The following is a 19,822-nucleotide window of genomic DNA, read 5'->3' as shown; positions in this document are numbered from 1 at the left end:
ACATTTCTACCAGGCGAGGTGAAGGGAGATGGGCCGATCCTGCCGCAGTGGGCCTATACGGCTGCGGCGTGGGGCAAGGACGGGCCGGTGGCGTGGGCCATCCACACGGACACGCGCAGCCACTGGGATCCGGAGAAGTACTCGACGCCAGAGATGCGCTCGCTGGTGGAGAGCCATCTGGCGCGCTTTCCGGGCAGCCGGGTGCTCAAGCAGTTGAAGACCTGCGCGCTGCTGTACCGGTGCTTCACCTCGCAGAACACCTTCTATGTCCGCGATGAGGCGGCCATCCCCGCCTCGGTGATGTGCAACGCGCGCTGTGTGGGGTGCATCTCGGATCAGCCCGCGGACGGCCCGCCCGCCTCGCACGAGCGGATGGAGGACGGGCCCGCTGGCGAGGAGATGGGGGCGATCGGCCTCTACCACCTGGAGCACGCGCCCGGCCGGACGATGGTGAGCTTCGGCCAAGGCTGCGAGGGCGAGCCGCTCACGCGCTACAAGGCCATCGCCGAGGCCATCCGCTACATGCGGGCGCGGACGGACAAGGGCTCCATCAACATCAACACCAACGCGAGCCTGACGCACGGGCTGGCGGCGCTGTTCGACGCGGGGCTGGACGCGGTCCGCGTCTCACTGAACTCGGCGGTGAAGGATCTCTACGAGGCCTACTACAAGCCGGTCAAGTACACCTGGGAGGACGTAGAGGCTTCGATCGCCCTGGCGCGGGAGCGGGGCGCGTACCTGGCGCTGAACCTCTTGCTGTTCCCCGGCGTCACCGATCGCGAGGGCGAGGTGCAGGCCTTGGAGCGGCTGGTGAGCCGGTACAAGGTGGATCAGGTGCAGACACGCTCGCTGTGCATCGATCCCCTCCAGTACCTGGAGGTTGCGCGGGACCGGGGCGCGGGGGGAGAGCAGGTGGGGATCCGTGAGCTGCTGAAGCGCTTGAAGGCCGCGCGGCCCGGGCTGATCATCGGCAACTTCGCCCGAGGCCTCGAGGAGCGGGACAACGCCGCAAGCCCTGTGTAGGCAGAGGAGAAGTGCTACTCCTGGCTGGCGGGCGCCGGGTTCAGCTCGCGGGCCACCAGGCTGCTCATCACGGCATCCTTGGGGACGTAGCCGTCCGCCCCGGCCTCGCGGCAGATGCGCTGCAGCTCCTCGACGTTCTCCCCTGAACAGAGCAAGACCTTGATCCCCTTGAAGAGGCTGTTGCTCTTGATGAACCGGCAGAACTGCTCGCCGTTCACGTTCGGCATCCGCACGTCCAGCAGGACCAGATCCGGCCGCGTCTGCTTCTTGAGGATGATCTTCGTCGCCTTGTCCGCCGTGTCCGCCACGTGGACCTCGAAGCCCTTGGTCACCAGGTCCGCCTCGATGATCCGCGCCGTCATCTCGCTGTCGTCCACGATCAGGATGCGCGGCTTGCGCTTCCCGGTGGCCGGGGCCGCGGGAAGCCCGCCACTCTTGGCGGGCGGGGCGGAGGCGGCCTCCGGAGCGGCAGCAGCGGGGGCGGGTGGGGGCTCAGAGGCCGCCGGGGGCACCGCCGTGATCGCCGGGGGCCCGATCAGCTTGATCACCTCCGCCAGGACCGCCTCCAGGCCCTGGCCCTTGACGATGTAGCCGTCCGCCCCTGATGTGCGGGCCTTGGTGGCCAGCTCCTCCTCTGAGATGTCCGAGTACAGCACCAGCTTCGAGGAGACCTTCTTCTGGCTGCGCAGGTACTCCACGACGTCGTCGCCGAACATCTCCGGCATGTTGACGTCCATCAGGATCAGCGCGGCGGGCCCCTCGGTGAGCTTCTGCTCGAGGCTCGCCAGATCCACCGCGCCGCTTGCCTGGTAGCCTGCCGCGGTCAACGCCCGCACGGTGAGCTCCACCAGCATCGGGCTGTCGTCGATGACCAGTACGCGGGACATCTGCCTCCTCAACGAATCCAGAAACAACCCTACACCGTTGGCGATTGGGGGACCATCGAAACGGCATGCAGGCAGGCGACCAGGCGAGTCCCCTTGACCCGTTTTGATCGCCTCCGGATACTTTGGCTCCTTGAATTCGACTCCCCTCCAACGCGCCCTTCGGAGCGCCCCGGCTCGCGCCCTCACTGCCCAGGCTCGTCCGGAGCAAGAGTTCTTCTGTTTTCGTGTAGGGAACCTTCGCCTGGGTGTTCCCAGCGAGAACGTGCTCGAGGTGCTCCGGGCCGGGCTCCTCACTCCGTTGCCGCGGGCGCCGTCGTTCCTGCTGGGCGTCACCGGACACCGCGGTGAGGTGCTCCCCGTGGTGGATCTGCTGCGCTTCCTGGCCAAGGGCGAGGCGCGCGTCCTGCCTCGCACGCGCATCTTCGTCGGTGTCAGCGGCACCTACGTGGCGGGGGTGGTGGCCGACACGGTGCTGGGGCTGCGCAAGGTCCTCGTGTCGGACATCCTGCCGCCCCCCATGGGTGCGGACGCCGCCACCGAGCACATGCTGGGCGTCGTCGCCGGGGCCTCCGCCGAGGAGACCATCAACCTGCTCAACTTCTCCAAGCTGCTCCAGACCGCGCGGCAGCGGGCGGTGTCCCGATGATGGATCTGGAGGAGCAGGAGCGTGTCGAGGAGGAGGTCGACATCCTCTTCTTCGAGGTGGGCGGGCAGCTCTACGGCACGGACGCCTCGCAGGTGCTGCGCATCGACCGCTCGATGCCGGAGGACATCACCGTGGCGGAGCTGGGGCTGCTCAAGCGCGGCGGGCGGGCGCTCGTGTTCTCCACCTCTGTAGGCGAGGGCCACCTCAAGGTGGACGAGGTTCACGGCGTGCGCCCCATCCCCCTCGTGGACCTGCGGCGGCTCCCGCCTGCTGTGATCGCCGCCCCCTTTACCATCGGCGCGTGTCTGGATCAGACCCGCCTCGTGTTGCTCATCGATCTGCTCGAAACCGCAAAGACTCAAGGAAGGCACTGACAGCAATGGCTTTGGACACCTCGAACGACAAGCCGGCGAAGGGCCGCGGGAAGAAGCCCGCGGCCGCCAAGCCCGTGGCCAAGAACGCCGGGAATGGCCTCGCCCTCAAGGCGCTCTCGGACACGCTCCGCTCGGTGCTGGCGGGCAACCTCCAGGCACGCGTCGTGCCGGAGACCGTCGCCGGCGACTATGCGGAGATGGCGAACCTGCTCAACCAGGTCCTGACGCGCTTCTCCGAGTCTGAGCACCGCAAGCAGGTGGCGGCGCAGGAGATCGATCAGGCGCTGGACGCGCTCATCGCCCTGGTGCGCGAGGGAGATCTGTCCCGCTGGAACACCACCACCGAGGATCCCCAGCTGGCCCCGCTGCTGGAGGGCTTTGGCAAGGTGATCGAGACGCTGCGCACCTTCGTGCGTGAGATCAACGAGGCGGCGCTGCGGCTGTCCTCGTCCGCCAACCAGGTACTGGCGGCCTCCACCCAGCACGAGACGTCCTCCACGGAGCAGGCGGCGGCCATCCACGAGACGACCGCGACCATGGAGGAGCTGAAGCACGCCTCCGCGCAGATCGCGGAGAACGCGGGCGCGGTGGCGCGTGTGGCCGAGGAGACGCTGGGCGCGGCGCGCGCGGGCCGTGGCGCCATCGCCGAGTTCATCCAGGCCATGCAGCAGATCCGCAGTGACGGGATCGCGGTGGCGGACTCCATTGCCAAGCTGTCCAAGCGCGTGGAGCGCATCGGCACGGTGGTGGAGGTGATCGACGAGATTGCCGACCGCTCGGACCTGCTGGCGCTCAACGCGGCGCTGGAGGGCAGCCGCGCGGGCGAGGCGGGCAAGGGCTTCTCCATCGTCGCGGCGGAGATGCGGCGGCTGGCGGAGAACGTGCTGGACTCCACCAAGGAGATCAAGAGCCTGATCACGGAGATCCGCGAGGCCACGGCCAATGCCGGCAGTGCGGCGGAGGCCTCCAAGGTGGCCACCGAGTCCGGAGAGAAGCTGGGCGCCGTGGCGGCGCAGGCCGTCGAGGGCATCCTCGCGGGCGTCCAGGAGACGAGCGACGCGGCGCGGGTCATCAACCTTGCCACGCAGCAGCAGCGCACCGCCACCGAGCAGGTGGTGGCCTCCATGGCGGAGATCGAGGACGTGACGCGGCAGACGACACAGGCGTCGAAGCAGGCCACCGGGGCGTCCGCCGAGCTCTCGCAGCTGGCGGGCCGGCTCGCCGAGCTCATCAAGCGCTTCAAGGCCGACTAGGACAGGCCGGAGGCAGAGGCCGCCCCCAAGGCAGCCCGAGCCCCGGAACCCCCCTTGGCGATGGATACCGAAGCTCTCAAGAAGTCCCTCCTGAAGAAGTTCCAGGAGGTCACCGCTGACCGGCTGCAGAAGATCCAGCTCGGGGTCCTGGACCTCGAGAAGGACAATGCGGAGCAGGCGGCGGACGACGTCGCGCGCGAGCTGCACACGATGAAAGGCGAGGCCCGGATGCTGGGGCTCGCCGGGATCGGCCAGCTGGCGCACTCCGCCGAGGACGTGCTGCGTGCCGAGCGCGAACGCAAGACCGCGACCGAGGTGGCCACGGACCTGCTCCTGCGCGCCTGCGACGTCCTGGCGGATCTGATCGAGGATATGCCCGGCGCGCACACCGGGACGCAGGCCAGCGAGGAGATGGTCAAGGCGCTCGCGGAGGCCGCCGGTCAGCCCATCCCACCCCTCAGCGGGAGGGCACAGACTTCGAGGCCCACGCCCGCGCCCGCCGCCCCTGCTCCTGCCGTCGCGGCTGCGGCCCCGCCCCCGAGCCGGGCCCCTGCCGCACCGGCACGGGCACCGGCACCTGCTCCCGCCCAGGCCCGGCCCGAGGAGGAGGCACCCGCGGCGACGACGACCGCCAAGTCTTCCGTTGCCGATCGCAGCATCCGCGTGAACGTCGAGCTCCTCGACTCGCTCGGGCTGATCGCGGGCGATCTGCTGGTGGAGAGCGCGCGAGGCCGGCTCCGGGGCTCGGAGACCGCCGAGCTGTTCGAGCGCTTCTCGCGCCTGAGCGACCGCTTCCTGCGTCTGGGAGAGCAGCTCCATATCGATCCGGAGCTGCGCCCGGAGTGGGAGCGCGTCGAGAGCGATCTGCACATGCTGCGGGACGACGCGTTCCGCTTCGTGCGCCGCAATGGGGACGGCATCAACACGCTGCACGGCAACCTGACCAAGATGGCGGACGCCGTGTCCGAGGCGCGGCTGGTGCCGATGTCCACCGTCTTCGATGCCTTCCCCCGGGCGGTGCGCGAGCTGGCCCGTAACCAGGGCAAGGAGGTGGACCTCATCATCGAGAACGCCGACATCGGTGTGGACCGCTCCATGCTGGCGGACGTGCGCGATGCGCTGGTGCACCTGGTGCGCAACGCGGTGGACCACGGCCTGGAGTCGCCCGAGTCCCGCCAGCAGCTCGGCAAGCCGCAGCTGGGCCGTGTCCGCATCCGCGTCCGCGCTGACGGGGACATGCTCCACATCCAGGTGGAGGATGACGGGCGTGGCATCGATCCCGATCGGCTGAGGGAGGTCGCCGTCAGCCGGCGGCTCATCACCCAGTCCCAGGCCGCCGCGATGTCCGAGCGCGAGGCCATCGATCTCATCTTCCGCCCCGGCTTCTCTACCCGCGAGGAGGTCAGCGAGATCTCCGGCCGCGGGGTGGGCATGGACGTGGTGAAGCGCAAGGTGGAGACGCTGGGCGGCTCGGTGGGCGTGGCCAGCCGCATCGGCCGTGGCACCAACATCACCCTGCGCCTGCCCCAGTCCCTGGCGCTGATGAAGGTGCTCCTGGTTCGCCTGGGGGACGATGTCTACGGCATCCCCGCGGCGGATGTGGTGGCGGTGACGCGGGTGAAGCCGGAGGACCGGATGGAGGTCTTCGGCACCATCGCGCTCAAGCACCGGGACAAGCCCATCGCGCTGGTGGCGCTGGGGCCGCTCCTGGGCGTCAACGGCGGCAACCGCTTCGAGAAGCCGCCCGCGGTGGTGGTCCGCCACGGCGAGGACAACGCGGCGCTCGTGGTGGACGGCTTCGTGGACGAGCGCGAGGTGGCCGTCAAACCCTGCGGCGGGGACTTCCTCAAGGGAGCGCCCTTCATCGCGGGCACCGCGGCGCTGGAGGACGGCCGGATCGCCGTGCTGTGTCACGTGCCGGACATCATGTCCGAGGTGCGCCGCATGGCACGCCCCGTCACCCAGCCGCAGGCCTCGCAGCGGCTGCGGGTGCTGCTGGTGGACGACTCGCCCATCGCCCGCGCCACGGAGGGCGCGCTGGTCAAGGCGCTTGGCCACTCGGTGGAGGAGGCCCAGGACGGCGAGGAGGCGCTCGCCAAGGTGCAGACCAACACGTACGATCTGATCCTCACCGACGTGCAGATGCCGAAGATGGATGGCTTCGCGCTGACGCGGCGGCTGAAGACAACGCCAGCGGTGGCTCGCATTCCTGTCATCATCCTGTCCTCGCTGGCCTCTCCCGAGGACAAGCGGCGCGGACTGGAGGCGGGGGCAGACGGATACCTGGTCAAGGGTGAGCTCGGCGTGGAGGTCCTCGCCCAGACCATCGAGCGGTTGACGTAGAAGTCGAGGGGGACGCGTGCGCAACGCTCCAGGGCTCGCATACCGGGTGCTGCTCGTGGGCGGCGGGCTGCGCATTCTCGCGCGCACGCTCTTCGACGGCGACGCGCTGACGAGCGCCGGCGAGTGCGGCTTCAGCGAAGCCCTGGACACGGTGCGGGCGCAAATCCCGGACGTGCTGCTCATCGATCTCACGTCGGTGGAGGCGCTGGACGCCATCGAGCGGATCATGGCGGAGCGGCCCACGCCCATCCTCGGGCTCGATCCGGGCTCCCTGTCGCGCGGGGAGGCCTTCCGGGCCCTGGCCCTCGGGGCGCTGGACGTGGTCGAGCGTGCTGTCTCTCCCGGCCCCGACTTCTGGCACGCCACCGCTCGCCGGCTGACCATGCTCGCGCAGGTCCGCGTGGTGCGGCACGTGCAGGGCAAGCTCAAGCGGCTGGCAGCCCATGAGGGAGCCGACGCCCCCTTCCCGCTGGTGGCCATCGCCGCCTCGCTGGGCGGGCCGAAGGCGATCTCCCACGTGCTCCGGGTGATCCCCAGGAAGTTCCCGGCGCCGGTGGCCATCTGCCAGCACATCAGCGATGGCTTCACGGAGGGGCTGGCGCACTGGCTGTCCACCGAGACCCCACTGCGCGTGCAGGAGGCAACTCATGAGCGGGCCATGGAGCCGGGGACTGTGTACATCGCTCCCTCGGGGGGCCACATGCTGGTGCGCCCGGACGGGAAGCTGGTGCTGGACACCAGGCCCCCGGTGCGAGGGTTCCGGCCTTCCTGCGATCTGCTGCTATCCTCCGCGGCGGAGTCGTTCGGGCGACGGTGCATCGGCGTCATCCTCACGGGCATGGGGCGCGATGGGGCGCGAGGGCTGAAGGAGATCCGCGAGCGCGGGGGACGGACCATCGCTCAGAACGCGGAGACGTGCGTCGTCTACGGAATGCCACGAGAGGCGGTGCAGATCGGCGCCGCTGAGGAGATCCTGCCGCTGGATCGGATTGGGCCAACCCTCGTCGAGTGGGTGGAGACGTGCTGAATGTGAGCCAGAAGGCCCTGCAGCAGCTCGCCGCCCTCCTGCTGGAGCGCGCCGGTCTGAAGATCACGCCTGATGGTTTCCACAGCTTGCGGCTCGCGCTGTCCACGCGGATGCCCGCGGTGGGCGTCACCGATCCGGAGATCTACGTGCAGCGGCTGCGGGAGGTGGGTGGCGAGCAGGAGCTGCGCGCGCTGCTGCCGCTGGTGACGGTGGGGCACACGGAGTTCTTCCGGGACCCCAAGCAGTTCCGCGCGCTGGAGCGCTTCATCCTCCCGCAGCTGCTGGCGAAGGCGCGGCGCGAGATGCGCAAGGTGTTCGTCTGGTCCGCCGGGTGCGCCACGGGCGAGGAGCCCTACAGCGTGGCCATGGTGATGTCGGAGCTGGGCGCGCTCCCCATGGAGGTGGATGTCTGGGCCACGGATCTGAACCTGGCCGCGGTCGAGGCCGCGAAGCTGGGGCGCTTCTCGGTGCGGCGGGCCGGCGGCATGTCCTCCGAGCGGCTCGAGCGCTTCTTCAAGCCCATGGAGGAGGGGCTCGAGGTCCAGCCCATCCTGCGTGAGTATGTGCGCTTCGACGGGTTGAACCTCGCCGCGCCCTCCTTCAGCGACATGGTGGCGCCGGGCTCGCTGGATCTCATCCTCTGCCGCAACGTCATCATCTACTTCGATCTGCCCACCATCCGTGGCTTGATGGATCGGTTCCTCACCGCGCTGAGGCCCGGCGGGCTGCTGTTCCTGGGGTACTCGGAGAGCCTCTTCAAGGTCTACGACCGCTTCGAGATGATCGAGGTGGAGGGGGCGTTCGTCTACCGGCGGCCGCTGGTGGAGCAGAAGCCCACGCGGCTGACCCTGCCGCTCACGGCGACGCCCGCCCCCATCGCTCCGGCGGCGTCCGCAGCCGCGAACATGCCCGCACCTTCTCCGAGCTCCGCGCTCCTCTCGCGAGGCCGCTCGCCGGACAACAGCTCCGGAGCGGGGACTGCGAAGCCGCTGGCGGCCGGCGCCAACTCGCTGGCCTCCATCCTGGAGCGCCTGGCCGCAAGCGCGAAGCTGAACCCCAGCCCCGACCCACGGAGCGTCCCGGAGCCGACACGGCCCACGCGCCTGACGCTGGAGATGCCCGCGGTGGGCTCGCCTGAGCCGCGGGTCGTGCGCACCACCGAGGTGATCGGCGGCTCCAAGAAGCTGCCACCCGCGGAGCGCCTGAATCAGGCCATGCGGAAGATGATGCAGAGTGACTTCAACGCCGCGATCCGGGACGTGGAGGGGCTGCTGGTGGACGAGCCAGGCCACCTGGATGGCCTGCTGACCCTGGGCAACCTCTACTCGCTCACCGGCCGCATCGCCGAGGCGCGCGAGGCCTTCGTGCAGGCGCTCACGCGGGAGCCGCTGTGCGTGGAGGCCCGCGTCTTCGGAGGCGTGGCGGCGCTCCAGGCGGGCCAGCTGGCAGAGGCTCGCTCCGAGTTCAGCAAGGCGCTCTTCCTGGAGCCTACGCTGGCCATTGGCCACTACCTGCTGGCCCAGGTGCAGGAGCGCACCAAGGACCGCGAGGGCGCCCGGCGCAGCTACCGCAATGCCATCGCGCAGCTGCGCTTCCCTCAGCGTCCGCTGGCGGGCCACTACCCGGACATGCCGGACTCATCGGAGGCGATCGCCCGGGTGGCTCGCTATGCGCTCTCGGCGTTGGAGGAGGACGGGCACTAATCCATGCTGCCCTTGATGTCGGCGAGGCTCTTGCCCGGATCGAGCACCGCGGCGAACTTCTTCTGCAGGTAGGCCTTGGCCTGGCCCCGCAGCAGCATGCCCGGGTCGGTGCCCTCGCCCTGGACGGCCTTGTCGGTGATGACGAAGCTGGCGTCCAGGTTGATGCCCATCACCTTGCCGTTGAGCTTCGCTCCGTCGCCGGACCAGTCGGACTTCACGCCGTACTTGGTACCCCAGTAGTGGAGCAGCTGCTCGACGCGCTTCTTCACCTCGTCCTTCGGCAGGGAGTGGGAGACCTCGAACTTCATCGTGCCCATGAGCTGGCTCCTGATCGGGGTGTCTTGCCCGCCGGTTTAGTGTCGATGGGGCCGGAAGGGAACCGCCGAATCGGGCCTCGGGGCTCGTCGCACCGCGTCGAGCCCCTGGAGTGCGCGCCTCTGAACGTCCCGGGAGCCCGGGAAAGAATTCGGGTCTGCCTGACCTGGGGAGTGGGCTAGCTTGCCCGCCGGATCCCCACCGGAGGTGTCTCGATGCGCGTCTTGGTCGCCGACGAGTTTCCCAAGGTTCACCTGGAGTCCCTGCGGGGGCTGGGGCTGACCGTCGACTTCCGGCCCGGCCTCAAGGGGGACGCGCTGGCGGAGGCGGCGAAGGACGCCACCATCGTGGTGGTGCGGAGCACGGAGGTGCCCGCGAAGGTGTTCGAGGTGGCCAAGGGCCTGTCCCTGGTCATCCGTGCGGGGGCGGGGGTGAACACCATTGACGTGAAGGCGGCCAGCGCCCACGGAGTGTTCGTGGCCAACTGCCCAGGGCAGAATGCCATCGCGGTGGCGGAGCTGACGTTCGGGCTGATGCTGGCGGTGGATCGCCACATTCCGGACAACGTGGCGGCGCTGCGCCAAGGCGTGTGGAACAAGAAGCGCTTCTCCGAGGCGCGGGGGCTCTACGGGCGGACGCTGGGCATCGTGGGCCTGGGCGCCATTGGCGCGGCGGTGGCGGAGCGGGCCCTGGGCTTCGGGATGCGGGTGGTGGGCTACTCGCGCTCGTTCACTGCCGCGCGAGCGAAGGCGCTGGGAATCGAGCGGGCGGAGAGCCTGCTGGCCCTGGCGCGGCAGAGCGAAGTGCTGACGGTGCACGTGCCGGCCTCGGCCGACACGAAGGGGCTGGTGTCACGGCAGGTGCTGGCGGCGCTGCCGGAGGGGGCACTCTTCATCAACACGAGCCGCGCGGACGTGGTGGACAACGACGCGCTGCTGGAGGAGGCCCGGAAGGGACGGATCTCCGTGGCCACGGACGTGTTCCCGGACGAGCCCAAGGCGGGAGAGGCCACCTTCCACAGCGAGCTGGGCAAGCTGCCCCAGGTCTACGGCACGCACCACATCGGCGCCTCGACGGAGCAGGCGCAGGACGCCATCGCGCGGGAGACGGTGCGGCTGGTGGATCGGTTCCTCAACGAGGGCATGGTGCCCAACTGCGTGAACATCGCGGAGAAGACGCCGGCCCGCTACCAGCTGATCGTGCGTCACCATGATCGGGTGGGTGTGCTGGCCAACGTGCTGGATGCCGTGCGCCAGGCGGGCATCAACGCCCAGGAGATAGAGAACACGATCTTCGAGGGGGCTCGGGCGGCGTGCTGCAAGATCCAGCTCGACTCCCGGCCGCCCGAGGAGATGCTGGAGCGCATCCGCTCGCGGGCGGAGGAGATCATCTTCGTGGATCTGGTCGAGCTGCGGGCCTGAGCAGGCCGGAGCGAAAAATCGGTGCAAGCGTGGCGCGGTTGGGGTCTTCTACACCGCTACGAGGCCGGACCTTGAGGAGTGCTTGCGTGTCTCATCTGAGAACCTGGAGCTGTCTCACCGTCGCCATCGTCGCTCTCCTGCTGCCGGGGACAACCCGGGCACAGCCATCTCCGTCTTCACCCCCGCCGCCAGCCCCCATCTACCACCCGCCGCCCGAGGCCGCTCAGGTGGCTCCTCCGCCTGCCACTCCCGCGCCCACGGATCCGCAGCAGGGGGTGCCGCCGCCCCCCTCGGGCTCCAGCACCCAGCAGCCCACCACGACGATCCCGGCCTCGCCGGATCCTCAGGAGACGGGCACTCCGCCGGCCCGGCCGAGCGATGCGCCGGTGGCGCCTCCTGATCCCAACTCGCTGCGCACCCGGCCCCATCCGCCGCTCACGGAGACGGGCCTGGCGCCCCAGGCTACTGCGACACCGCCTCCTCCGCCGGAGGCCAGCGGGGTGTTGCTGGACGGCCGGCCTCGCCAGGGCCCCTTCCTGTCCGGCACGGGCAGTCTGACGTTCGTGCTCCACCACACGATCCTGGGCGCTCTGGGAGGCCTCTTCACGCAGGGCTTCGCGCAGGAGTTCAAGATCGATCGCGACTCGCGCGAGGCGATGCTCGCGGGCACGCTCATTGGCGCGGGCCTGGGCTTCGGTGCGTCCGCGTGGTGGCAGTTCAACAACTGGGTGGATCGGCCGCTGGGCTACTTCGGCATCGCCAACTCCCTTGTCGGTGCCATGTTCCTGGGTGGCTTCATGGATCTGCTCGGGGATAACCGGGACGTGCTGGCGTGGTCTTCCTTCGTCGGCGCCGAGCTGGGCGCGTGGCTCACGGCCGTCATCGGTGGCGGGCAGCTGCCGCTCAACCAGGGCCTGCTCATCTCCTCGGGGGCCGCGTGGGGGCTGGCCTATAGCGCGCTGCTGCTGGCCATCGTCCACTTCTCGGGGACCGAGGTCCGCGGGAAGACCTGGGCGGACACGCTCTTGATCGCGCCAGGCATTGGGGCCGGAGCGCTGGCCATCGCGACGATGCGCTACACCCCGACTTCCGGGCAGATCCTCAGAGCCAATACGTTCGGGGCGGGCGTCGGCGCCTTCGTGTTGCTTGTCTCCGGGCTGGTGCTGGGCGGCTTCAATCAACCCACCCCCTACGTGCTGTCCTTCCTGGGCTCGGCGGGCGCCATCACCACGGTGAGCCTGCTGTGGGAGGAGAGCGTGGATCGCAGCGCCACTCCCACGGGTTCTTCGGGCGCCAAATCGAGGAGCAAGCCCTACAAGGGCCTCTGGTAGCCGCACGCCAGGGGAGCGGACGGGCGAGCGTGGTGGCAGGGAAGAGGAGGCAGCCTCACCTTCTCCCTATATGGCGCGAGTCCTTCCGTTTCCCGCTCTCCTGTCGACTCTGGGTACCCACCTCGAAGCGGACGGGCCAGCCTCTCGAGGTGTGCCCAAGCCCGCGCACGTCCGTCCGCTGCTCGAGGCGGCGAACCCGGATGCGGAGCTGGGGCGGTGGCGCGCTTCGGGCGCTGTCCTCCGGGATCCCCGTCCCGCGTTGTATGTCGTGGAGCTCTACGGGCCCACGGGGCGGCTGAGCGGGCCTCCGGTCCGCTTCCTCCTGTGCTCACTGAAGCCGGACGCCGCGCTTCCGCTGGAGCACGATCCCTACCGGCCCCGCTCCTGGTGCGCGGAGCCCGCGGTCACCCTGGCCGCCGACGATCATGGCGTGCTGCGGGGTCTGCTGGCCGAAGTGGCCGAGCGGGCCGGGGTGGTGTGGCAGGGGGCGTTCGAGGGCTCGCGCGTGGTGCTGCGGCGCATCGAGCCCTCGGTGCTCTCCAAGCGCATCCAGGCCGTGCTGGATGAGGCGCCGATGCGGCCGTTGGCGGCGCTGGATGAGCGGCACCTGACGCTGGCGGCGGTGGTGCCCCTGTCCGATCCGGGCCTCCAGCTGGAGCCGATCCACCGGGCCTTGAAGGGGGTGGACACCTTCAAGGAGGAGACGTTCCTCACGCTCGTCACGGCGTACGCGCGGATCTACGAGCTGGATGAGCCGCTGACGTCTCCCCGAGGGCTGGCCGCCGCGCGAGAGCGCCTGGCCACCCTCATCACGGGCCACCACGCGGTGCTGCTGGTGCTGCCGGAGGGGCGAGGGAAGATCCTGCGGTTCCGGCAAGGGCTGGACCTGGCCCACCTGAAGGGGGCGCCGCGCAACCCGACCCTGCGGAGCCTGGATCTGGCGCTCCTGAACGCGCTCGTGCTGCGCACGGTGTTGGGGATCCAGGATCCGGAGGATGCGGGGCACCCGCAGGTGTTCCCGGTGAGTGAGCTGGAGGAGCTCGTGCAGGGGGTGCAGTCGGGGCTCTACCAGGCAGGCTTTGCCCTGAACCCTCCTCCGGTATGGGAGGTGAGGGCCGTCATGGAAGCGGCGGCGACGCTGCCTTCGCTCACGCTGCGGGTGGAGCCGCTACCGCCCGCAGGCCTGCTGTTCCTGGATCCGGAGGCTTAGTTTTTCGAGGTGAGGCTCCCGTCTTCCCGATCCCTGCTGGAGTGGCCCCGCCAGGTGCAGCTCGAGCTGCGCCCCGAGCTGGGGGAGACGCTCGACGCCATCTGCGGCGGCGAGGTGCAGGTGCTGCAGTGCCGCTCGGGCTACCGCTTCACCTTGGATCCGATCCTGCTCGCGCACTTCGCGGTGTACGAGGGAGGAGCGCACCGGGGCCGGTTGATGGACCTGGGGACGGGGAGCGGGATCATTCCACTGGTGCTGGCGAAGCGGCTGGGGCGCAAGGACATCACAGCGCTGGAGCTGCAGCCGCGCCTGTACTCGCTGGCGGATCGCAACGTGTATCTGAACCGGTGCGAGCAGCAGGTGACGCTGGTGCAGGGCGATCTGCGGCAGGTGGAGCAGCTCTTCGCGGCGGGGAGCTTCAGCCATGTGCTTTGCAATCCGCCGTACCGGGCCTGTACGACGGGGCGAAGCAGCCTGACGATCGAGAAGGCGATCGCGCGGCACGAGGTGGCGTGCGCGCTGTCGGACGTGGCGCGAGCGGCGAGGTACCTGCTGGCGCCGCGGGGAGGGCTGTGCGTGGTGTACCCGGCGACGCGGTTCGCGGAGCTGGCGGGGGTACTGCGGGAGCAGCGGCTGGAGCCGAAGACGGCGCGCATGGTTCATCCACGGGCGGATCGCCCGGCGAAGCTGGTGCTGCTGCACGCGGTGAAGGGCGGGCGTGCGGATCTGACGGTGCTGCCTCCGCTGGTGCTGCACGCGGAGGACGAGCACGCGTTCACCGAAGAGGTGAGCGCGATGGTGGGGTGAGGGCGGGTCACCCGAAGTGCTTGCGGTACTCCTCTTCCGCGAGCTCGGGGGAGAGTGTCGGGGCGGCCAGCTCCTCGGAGGTGACGCACAGGGCACCGACGATGCTGGCGAGCCGCGAGCATTGCTCGATGGGGTAGCGCCGGGCATGGCCGAAGAGGAACCCCGCGAATAAGGCATCTCCTGCGCCATTGGTGTCGTAGTCATGGGTGGGGATGAGGGCTTCGAGCCGGGCCAGGTCGAGCTGAGGCTCGAAGGTGGCATAGGCCATGTAGATGGAGATGCGGCCGCCCTCCGCGTCCATCAGGTTCACATGGCGCTCAGTGCCGCGCGGGTCGAGGTCGCGGAGGAAGTGGATCCCCTCCTGCTGGAGCCGCTCCTCGATGCGGCGTCCATACAGGTCATCACCGATGGGGCCATGGAGGGTGACATCGAAGCCCAGCTTGCGGAGGTTCAGCGCCTTGCCGGCGCCAGTCTCTCCCAGGGCCTCGTGATAGCCGCGGCTGAAGACGGTCTGCGCGCGGGGTTCAGGAAACCGCTCGACCTGGATCATCGTGTTGAACGCCACTCCACCGACAACGAGGGCCCGTATCATCTCCTTCTCCCAGGAGCACTGTTCAAGGCGGTGTCATACGAAGCCATGCACGAGCGGCTCGCAGTTGCTCAAGCCACTTCAGTGCATCCCGTTCATTGTCGGTCAGGAAATCGAAGTGGCCAGCAAGCACTTGCTCCATGAGAGGCTCGTCTAGCGCAATGAGTTGAATCATGCCCGAGGGGAAGTTGATGACCTTGGCGAAAGGTTGGCCGTATCCGGGGTCCGCCCAGAAATTGCTCCCAGTGAATCCCAGATGCGAGAGATGCTTTTGTGCGCGCTCTTATGAAGCCCTGCGAGGTTGGCTTTGCCAGTGATGTCCAGCTTTGGGAAGAGGTGGGCATACCGCAGAGGGCAGAGATGGTGAACCTCATAGACGCTCATTCCCTTGTTGCCCAGGAACTTGGCGAGTTCAGGGTGGTACTGCTCGAAATACGCCTTACGTGACCATTTTCGGAGGTCTCTCTTGGCATCGATTCCTACAGGTGATTCGAGGATTCTCTCCAGGCGGCCCATGAGAGCCTGAAACTGTTGCTTCTCCGCCGCCGTGAGGGCGTTGATGCCTTGGGTCTCGGCCTTTGTCCACAGCCGGAGCACCGCCTCACGCTCCGCCGCGGGGGCCCGTACCAGGAGATCCCGGAACCAGCGCACCGCGGCCTTCCCGCCCTTGGAGAGGACGGAGAGGATGGTGGGGGCCCCCTTGCCGATGAGCGCCCAGGCTCCCTTGAGCGCCAGACCTCCCACGATGCTGTAGGCGATCTGCTCCAGGGTGAAGCCCGCGGCCAGAATGGCAGTCTCGCGGGCCTCGTTCTGAAAGCCGACGATGATGGACTCGTGGAGCTGCTTGTACTCGCCGTGGATGTCAGCCACCTGTGGCCGCAGAGGAGGGGGCTCCAGGAGGTGTGCCGCCGTGATGCGCCAGCGAGGACGGGCCTCGCCGGGGTGGTGCTCGGCCTGGAGCGAGAGGGACACCGTGCGCTCGCCCAGGCCTTGAGTGAAGGGCAGCAGGACCGCGACCACGAGGTTGACCGCCTCCTCTCCAGCAGATAGCGCAGGGCCGCCACCGGAAGAGTCCAACTCCTCGGGCTCCCAGCTCAGGATCCGGCTGTCTTCCAGCGAGACCTGGGCCGTGAGTTCGGAGCTGCCGCCATGCGGTACCGTCGTCAGCCGGGCGATGCCGCGCGCCGTGTCCAGCACCTGCTGGTGCGTCGAGCGGGAAACTCCGCTTCGTACGGAAGGGATCGTTCGGACAAAGGGAGGGGTTTCCTCCTTCGAGGATTTATCGAGATCCACACTCCAGCCAGTCTCCTCGCGCTCAAGCGACAGGGTGACTTCGCGAGGGCTGGTGCCGAGCAGTGTGGGCAACTCGCGTGAGAGGCGGGGGAGGAAGGCTCCACGGCTGAGGGGCGCCAGATTCTCATCGCCCGCTTCGGCGCTGTGGAGCGACAGCAGCGTGAGCGCACCACCCTGGGACCAGAAGCGGAACTCCCACTCGGTGCCGAGAGCATGCGTGGAGCCCGCTACGCCCCACAGCACCTCCAGTGCGCGTGCGGCTTCCGCGCCGGGCCTCGTCCCACACAGGGTCATCCGGCTCACGCCACAGGGGGACGCTGGAGGACGAGGAGAGACCTGCTGCATGCCTGTTCTCGACTTCCATGCCAGGCCCACCGTGCCGTGAGAGCCCCAGGTTCCTTCGGGGATGGCTCGTTTCCGCAGTGGTGGCGCACGCCAGAAGCAGCAAGAGGGCAAGCAGGGTGAGCGTCGCTGTACGAGCCGACATCACAGGAGTTGGCTGGGCGGATGGAGCGATCGCAGGCACGACCTGATGTTACCCGGAGTGCGATGGCATACAGCCCCTGGATGGATCTGCAGCCTTCGGCCGGACTCAGTTCACATCCGACGGTGCCGGCCGCGGAAGTGGCGATCGAGGTAGCTCTCAGCCTGTGCCCAGACCTCCTGGGTCTGCGGTGGCAAAGGGCCTCCGTTCTCCGGCAGGTCTTCCTTCCGCGCTCGCTGGAGCACGGCGCGTGGGGAGTCAGCGCGCTCAGAGGGAAGCAGGGCTTCCACTGCGCGGATGCGCGCGTGGGCCTCGTCCACCACCACCTGCGCCTCCTCCGGGGACACCTCCCCCTCCGCCAGGGCCGTCAGCAGGAAGCAGCGGTAGCGGCGGCATTGCTCGGGGCGCTCCGCATACACGGTGCAGCACTGCCCCTTCAGCGCGGCACAGCGCTGCTCGAGCCCCGGCGTGCCATCCGGCCTGTTCACCACCGGCAGGGACAGCCGCTGCATGGCCTCCACCTCGGAGTAGCGCAGCGGCAGGGACGAGAAGAGGCTCCCGTCGCAGCACAGCCCGCATCGCTGGCACAAGGTGGAGAGCGGCATACGGATCTCAACTCTCTGGAGCCGGATCCTCATTCTCGGGCGGCAGAGCGACGGCCCGCTCCTTGACGGCTCGGAGGCTCGCCCTCACGGCGTCCAGGTTCTTCCCGTCGTAGCGCAGGGTGTTGGGGTGGCGGAAGTCCTCGTTCCACGGCTGAGCCGGGATGATCACCAGCCCCCTCGGTCGCCAGGTCAGCCAGCGCTCGATGTACTCGGGCCAGTCGTCTACCAGCACCTTCCCGTAGACCAGCCCCTTGTCCATCGTCACCGTCACCTGGGCGTCCGACACATGCCGCTGGCACCACTGCAGCTTCTCAGTCCACGCACTCGTCGCCTGCGCCGGCCCCTTGGTGAGGATGTGGAGCTCGAACTCCAGCGCTCGCAGCTCCTCCAGCACGTCGAAGCCCAGCTTCAAGCGCTCCAGGCTCGCCCACCAGCCCGGCTGCCGCCGGATGAGCTCCACACGCTCGCGCAGCCAGGGCTCCGAGTGGTTCTCCCGCATCTTCAAGGGCCGCTCCTGCGGGTTCCGGATCTTCTCCAGATCCCGCGCCATCGCACCCTCGTAGTCACACAGCGTCCCATCCATGTCGACGAGCGCCACCAGCTCCGAGCGTTTCATGGCCGCACCTCCGAAGCCCCTACGGCCTTCTGCTCGTCGCGGCAGAACGCGAGGCGCTCCTTGATGACATCCAGCGGCACCGCCAGCTCCAGCTTGAACTCCGAGCCGTCCGGCTGCACCTTGGCGAAGTCCAGCAGCTGCGCCATGTCTTTGTTGCCGTCCGCCTGCGCCTTGATCCGTGCCACCGACAGCGCCGCCCCCAGCGACTTGCCCAGATCCGTCACCTTCGACGGGTCCGAGCCGCGGATCTCCGCCACCATCGCTACATCCGAGCGAGCGTCCATGTGCAGCTCCACGGTGTCAGCCACCTCTCTCAACCGCTGCGCCAAGTCCCCCTGGTCCGGCGGCACCATCCGCGCCAGCTGCTCGATCGACAGCACCCCATACATCTCCCCGTAGGTGCTCCCCTCGGAGATGATGGGAGGCTCATTCGAGCCCCCTCCCTGCACCTGCTCGAGGACCTCCTTCACGGAGTCCGGTGTGTCTCCCACCACCAGGAGCTGATCGTTCCAGAGGCCCACCGACGAGCTGTCCTCGCCCCTCCGTGTGCCTCCATCCGCCAGCTGGACGATCACGCTGCCTGGCTCATACACCCGCGCGCCCGGCCCGTAGTCCGAGGCCACTCGCTCCTGCAGCAGCTCCTTGAAGCGGGCATTGCCAAAGTTCCCCGAGAGGACGATGCCCTTGTCCGTGATGACCAGCCGATCCAGATCCTGCAGGGGATCCACGCCGCTGATCTTCCGGAACTCGTCCATCTTCTTCCCGCCATCGCGCATCAGGCAGTCCAGCAGCAGCTCGCCAATGGGCGAGTAGCGGAGCGCGTTGGCCTCGATGACCACCGCCGAGCGTCCCTTGCCTCGGGGCAGCGCGGCCAGCACCGGATCTCTCGGGCGCTGCGGCTCGGCCACCTTCGTCCCCGCATCCGGGACGGCCGTCTGCACCACCTGGGTCCGGCGCTGCTCGGCCCGCTTCCAGTCCTCCCGGCGCATCTTGCGGGGGAACTCCACGTTGAGCGGCTCGGGAGCAGGCTCGTCTCCTTGGCCGCTCCACATCAACCCGGCTCCGACCGCCAGCAGCACCACCGCCAGGGCGAGCCAGCCACGCCGCCGATTCATCAGTAGTCCTTTCCTTCGAAACGCCAGAAGCCCACCGCGAGCACCCCCAGGCCGAACACCACCACGCCCACCAGCAGTGTCTCCAGGGATTTCACCTCCGGTGGTTGCGAGGCCGCCAGATCCGCGGAGGCGTCCGCCAGCGACGACAGCCGGGGCAGCAACGCCGTCACCACCTGGAAGAGCTTCCGGCTCAGACCGTCTTCGAAGACCCGGGCGATGGGGGTGCGATAGCCCGCGATGACACCCCCCACGAAGATCAGGATACCCGCCGCCGCGCACAGGGCCGCACTGCGCACCAGCGTGGCCGTGGTCAACATCACCGCGTACACCGCCGCGAAGCTCCCGCACGCCAGCAGCGCCGCGATCAGCGGGCCCGCCGTCCAGTACCCTGTCTTCACCCCGAAGATGATGAGCAGTCCCGTCGAGCCGTAGAGCGCTCCGCACAGCGCCAGCGTCATCACCCCCAGGAACGTGCCCGCCAGGATGTGCCAGCGCTGGAGGGGCAGGGAGAGCAGGTGCTCGATGCGGCCGGGTGACAGCAGGCTCGGAGCGAAGTCCGAGCACGCCACGATTCCAAAGAGGATGCCCCCGTAGAAGACGACGTAGGCGCACGCCTGGAAGAGCGGACGCAGCGCCACATCCACCGCGCGGATGCTGGTGTCCATCTCCTTGCCGAACAGCCGCGTGGCCGCCAGCGCCCCGTCCAGCACCTCCAGCTTCAGGCTCAGCGACAGGACGAGCAGCACCAGGGTGATGCCCACCAGGAAGGCCAGGATGAAC

Annotated in this window: 19 protein-coding genes; 11 read left to right on the top strand and 8 right to left on the bottom strand. The window is 68.8% G+C overall.

The features are described from left to right. Window positions 1-1,023 (top strand): radical SAM protein (locus VD972_RS14545; protein ID WP_324986976.1); only part of this gene is annotated, 1,023 nt, incomplete at its 5' end. 14 nt (window positions 1,024-1,037) lie between these two features. Here the strand turns inward: VD972_RS14545 and VD972_RS14540 are convergent. Continuing rightward, a complete protein-coding gene (locus VD972_RS14540; RefSeq protein ID WP_324986973.1) occupies window positions 1,038-1,910 on the bottom strand; it encodes a response regulator in 873 nt (290 codons plus the stop codon). 130 nt (window positions 1,911-2,040) lie between these two features. Between VD972_RS14540 and VD972_RS14535 the strand changes: the two genes are divergently transcribed. From VD972_RS14535 to VD972_RS14510, 6 genes are read left to right on the top strand one after another with little or no spacing between them, the layout of a single operon-like run. Continuing rightward, window positions 2,041-2,556 carry a chemotaxis protein CheW gene (locus tag VD972_RS14535; RefSeq protein ID WP_324986971.1) on the top strand — a complete coding sequence of 172 codons (516 nt, stop codon included), beginning with the start codon at window positions 2,041-2,043 and terminating at the stop codon, window positions 2,554-2,556. Beyond that, window positions 2,553-2,930 (top strand): Frizzy aggregation protein FrzB, encoded by a 378-nt coding sequence (locus VD972_RS14530; protein ID WP_324986968.1) that lies wholly within the window; start codon window positions 2,553-2,555, stop codon window positions 2,928-2,930. The genes VD972_RS14535 and VD972_RS14530 overlap by 4 nt, the downstream gene beginning before the upstream one ends. A 5-nt stretch (window positions 2,931-2,935) precedes the next feature. Next, window positions 2,936-4,183: a methyl-accepting chemotaxis protein gene (locus VD972_RS14525; RefSeq protein ID WP_324986965.1), complete on the top strand. Its 1,248-nt coding sequence runs from the start codon at window positions 2,936-2,938 to the stop codon at window positions 4,181-4,183. Between the two features lie 60 nt (window positions 4,184-4,243). After that, window positions 4,244-6,526: a hybrid sensor histidine kinase/response regulator gene (locus VD972_RS14520; protein ID WP_324986962.1), complete on the top strand. Its 2,283-nt coding sequence runs from the start codon at window positions 4,244-4,246 to the stop codon at window positions 6,524-6,526. 16 nt (window positions 6,527-6,542) lie between these two features. Further along, window positions 6,543-7,553: a chemotaxis protein CheB gene (locus tag VD972_RS14515; RefSeq protein WP_324986959.1), complete on the top strand. Its 1,011-nt coding sequence runs from the start codon at window positions 6,543-6,545 to the stop codon at window positions 7,551-7,553. Beyond that, window positions 7,547-9,256 (top strand): CheR family methyltransferase, encoded by a 1,710-nt coding sequence (locus VD972_RS14510; protein WP_324986956.1) that lies wholly within the window; start codon window positions 7,547-7,549, stop codon window positions 9,254-9,256. Before VD972_RS14515 ends, VD972_RS14510 begins: the two co-directional genes overlap by 7 nt. On the opposite strand, the gene VD972_RS14505 is transcribed toward VD972_RS14510, so the two are convergent. Then, complete coding sequence (locus VD972_RS14505; protein ID WP_324986953.1) at window positions 9,253-9,573, bottom strand: polyhydroxyalkanoic acid system family protein; 321 nt, start codon at window positions 9,571-9,573, stop codon at window positions 9,253-9,255. The genes VD972_RS14510 and VD972_RS14505 overlap by 4 nt on opposite strands. A gap of 213 nt (window positions 9,574-9,786) precedes the next feature. Here VD972_RS14505 and VD972_RS14500 point away from each other — a divergent pair, with 213 nt between their 5' ends. From VD972_RS14500 to VD972_RS14485, 4 genes are all read left to right on the top strand, one after another. Further along, window positions 9,787-10,992, top strand: coding sequence for a 3-phosphoglycerate dehydrogenase family protein (locus tag VD972_RS14500; protein ID WP_324986951.1), 1,206 nt, complete (start codon window positions 9,787-9,789; stop codon window positions 10,990-10,992). Window positions 10,993-11,078: 86 nt separating this feature from the next. Next, window positions 11,079-12,323, top strand: coding sequence for a hypothetical protein (locus tag VD972_RS14495; protein WP_324986948.1), 1,245 nt, complete (start codon window positions 11,079-11,081; stop codon window positions 12,321-12,323). Window positions 12,324-12,393: 70 nt separating this feature from the next. After that, window positions 12,394-13,533 (top strand): DUF1015 family protein, encoded by a 1,140-nt coding sequence (locus VD972_RS14490; protein ID WP_324986945.1) that lies wholly within the window; start codon window positions 12,394-12,396, stop codon window positions 13,531-13,533. A gap of 9 nt (window positions 13,534-13,542) precedes the next feature. Continuing rightward, window positions 13,543-14,340: a tRNA1(Val) (adenine(37)-N6)-methyltransferase gene (locus VD972_RS14485; RefSeq protein WP_324986942.1), complete on the top strand. Its 798-nt coding sequence runs from the start codon at window positions 13,543-13,545 to the stop codon at window positions 14,338-14,340. Between the two features lie 7 nt (window positions 14,341-14,347). Here the strand turns inward: VD972_RS14485 and VD972_RS14480 are convergent, their stop codons facing one another. From VD972_RS14480 to VD972_RS14455, 6 genes are all read right to left on the bottom strand, one after another. After that, on the bottom strand, window positions 14,348-14,932 hold the full coding sequence (locus tag VD972_RS14480) for a carbohydrate kinase family protein (RefSeq protein ID WP_324986939.1): 585 nt from the start codon (window positions 14,930-14,932) through the stop codon (window positions 14,348-14,350). Window positions 14,933-15,100: 168 nt separating this feature from the next. Then, a complete protein-coding gene (locus VD972_RS14475) occupies window positions 15,101-16,567 on the bottom strand; it encodes a hypothetical protein (protein WP_324986936.1) in 1,467 nt (488 codons plus the stop codon). Window positions 16,568-16,819: 252 nt separating this feature from the next. Next, window positions 16,820-17,311, bottom strand: coding sequence for a YkgJ family cysteine cluster protein (locus VD972_RS14470; protein ID WP_324986933.1), 492 nt, complete (start codon window positions 17,309-17,311; stop codon window positions 16,820-16,822). A gap of 7 nt (window positions 17,312-17,318) precedes the next feature. Continuing rightward, window positions 17,319-17,927 (bottom strand): 5' nucleotidase, NT5C type, encoded by a 609-nt coding sequence (locus tag VD972_RS14465; protein ID WP_324986930.1) that lies wholly within the window; start codon window positions 17,925-17,927, stop codon window positions 17,319-17,321. Next, window positions 17,924-19,042: a hypothetical protein gene (locus VD972_RS14460; protein WP_324986928.1), complete on the bottom strand. Its 1,119-nt coding sequence runs from the start codon at window positions 19,040-19,042 to the stop codon at window positions 17,924-17,926. The genes VD972_RS14465 and VD972_RS14460 overlap by 4 nt, the downstream gene beginning before the upstream one ends. Further along, window positions 19,042-19,822 (bottom strand): hypothetical protein (locus VD972_RS14455; protein ID WP_324986925.1); only part of this gene is annotated, 781 nt, incomplete at its 5' end. The genes VD972_RS14455 and VD972_RS14460, both read right to left, overlap by 1 nt.

The organism is Hyalangium sp. (assembly GCF_035629615.1).
Taxonomy (GTDB): domain Bacteria; phylum Myxococcota; class Myxococcia; order Myxococcales; family Myxococcaceae; genus Hyalangium.
This window is presented reverse-complemented; position numbering and strand designations above follow the sequence as displayed.

Bases quoted from the DNA above. Each gene is read 5' to 3' on its own strand.
- VD972_RS14540 (WP_324986973.1), bottom strand. From the start codon at position 1,910: ATGTCCCGCGTACTGGTCATCGACGACAGCCCGATGCTGGTGGAGCTC.
- VD972_RS14530 (WP_324986968.1), top strand. From the start codon at position 2,553: ATGATGGATCTGGAGGAGCAGGAGCGTGTCGAGGAGGAGGTCGACATC.
- VD972_RS14525 (WP_324986965.1), top strand. From the start codon at position 2,936: ATGGCTTTGGACACCTCGAACGACAAGCCGGCGAAGGGCCGCGGGAAG.
- VD972_RS14520 (WP_324986962.1), top strand. From the start codon at position 4,244: ATGGATACCGAAGCTCTCAAGAAGTCCCTCCTGAAGAAGTTCCAGGAG.
- VD972_RS14505 (WP_324986953.1), bottom strand. From the start codon at position 9,573: ATGGGCACGATGAAGTTCGAGGTCTCCCACTCCCTGCCGAAGGACGAG.
- VD972_RS14500 (WP_324986951.1), top strand. From the start codon at position 9,787: ATGCGCGTCTTGGTCGCCGACGAGTTTCCCAAGGTTCACCTGGAGTCC.
- VD972_RS14490 (WP_324986945.1), top strand. From the start codon at position 12,394: ATGGCGCGAGTCCTTCCGTTTCCCGCTCTCCTGTCGACTCTGGGTACC.
- VD972_RS14480 (WP_324986939.1), bottom strand. From the start codon at position 14,932: ATGATACGGGCCCTCGTTGTCGGTGGAGTGGCGTTCAACACGATGATC.
- VD972_RS14475 (WP_324986936.1), bottom strand. From the start codon at position 16,567: ATGCAGCAGGTCTCTCCTCGTCCTCCAGCGTCCCCCTGTGGCGTGAGC.
- VD972_RS14470 (WP_324986933.1), bottom strand. From the start codon at position 17,311: ATGCCGCTCTCCACCTTGTGCCAGCGATGCGGGCTGTGCTGCGACGGG.
- VD972_RS14465 (WP_324986930.1), bottom strand. From the start codon at position 17,927: ATGAAACGCTCGGAGCTGGTGGCGCTCGTCGACATGGATGGGACGCTG.
- VD972_RS14460 (WP_324986928.1), bottom strand. From the start codon at position 19,042: ATGAATCGGCGGCGTGGCTGGCTCGCCCTGGCGGTGGTGCTGCTGGCG.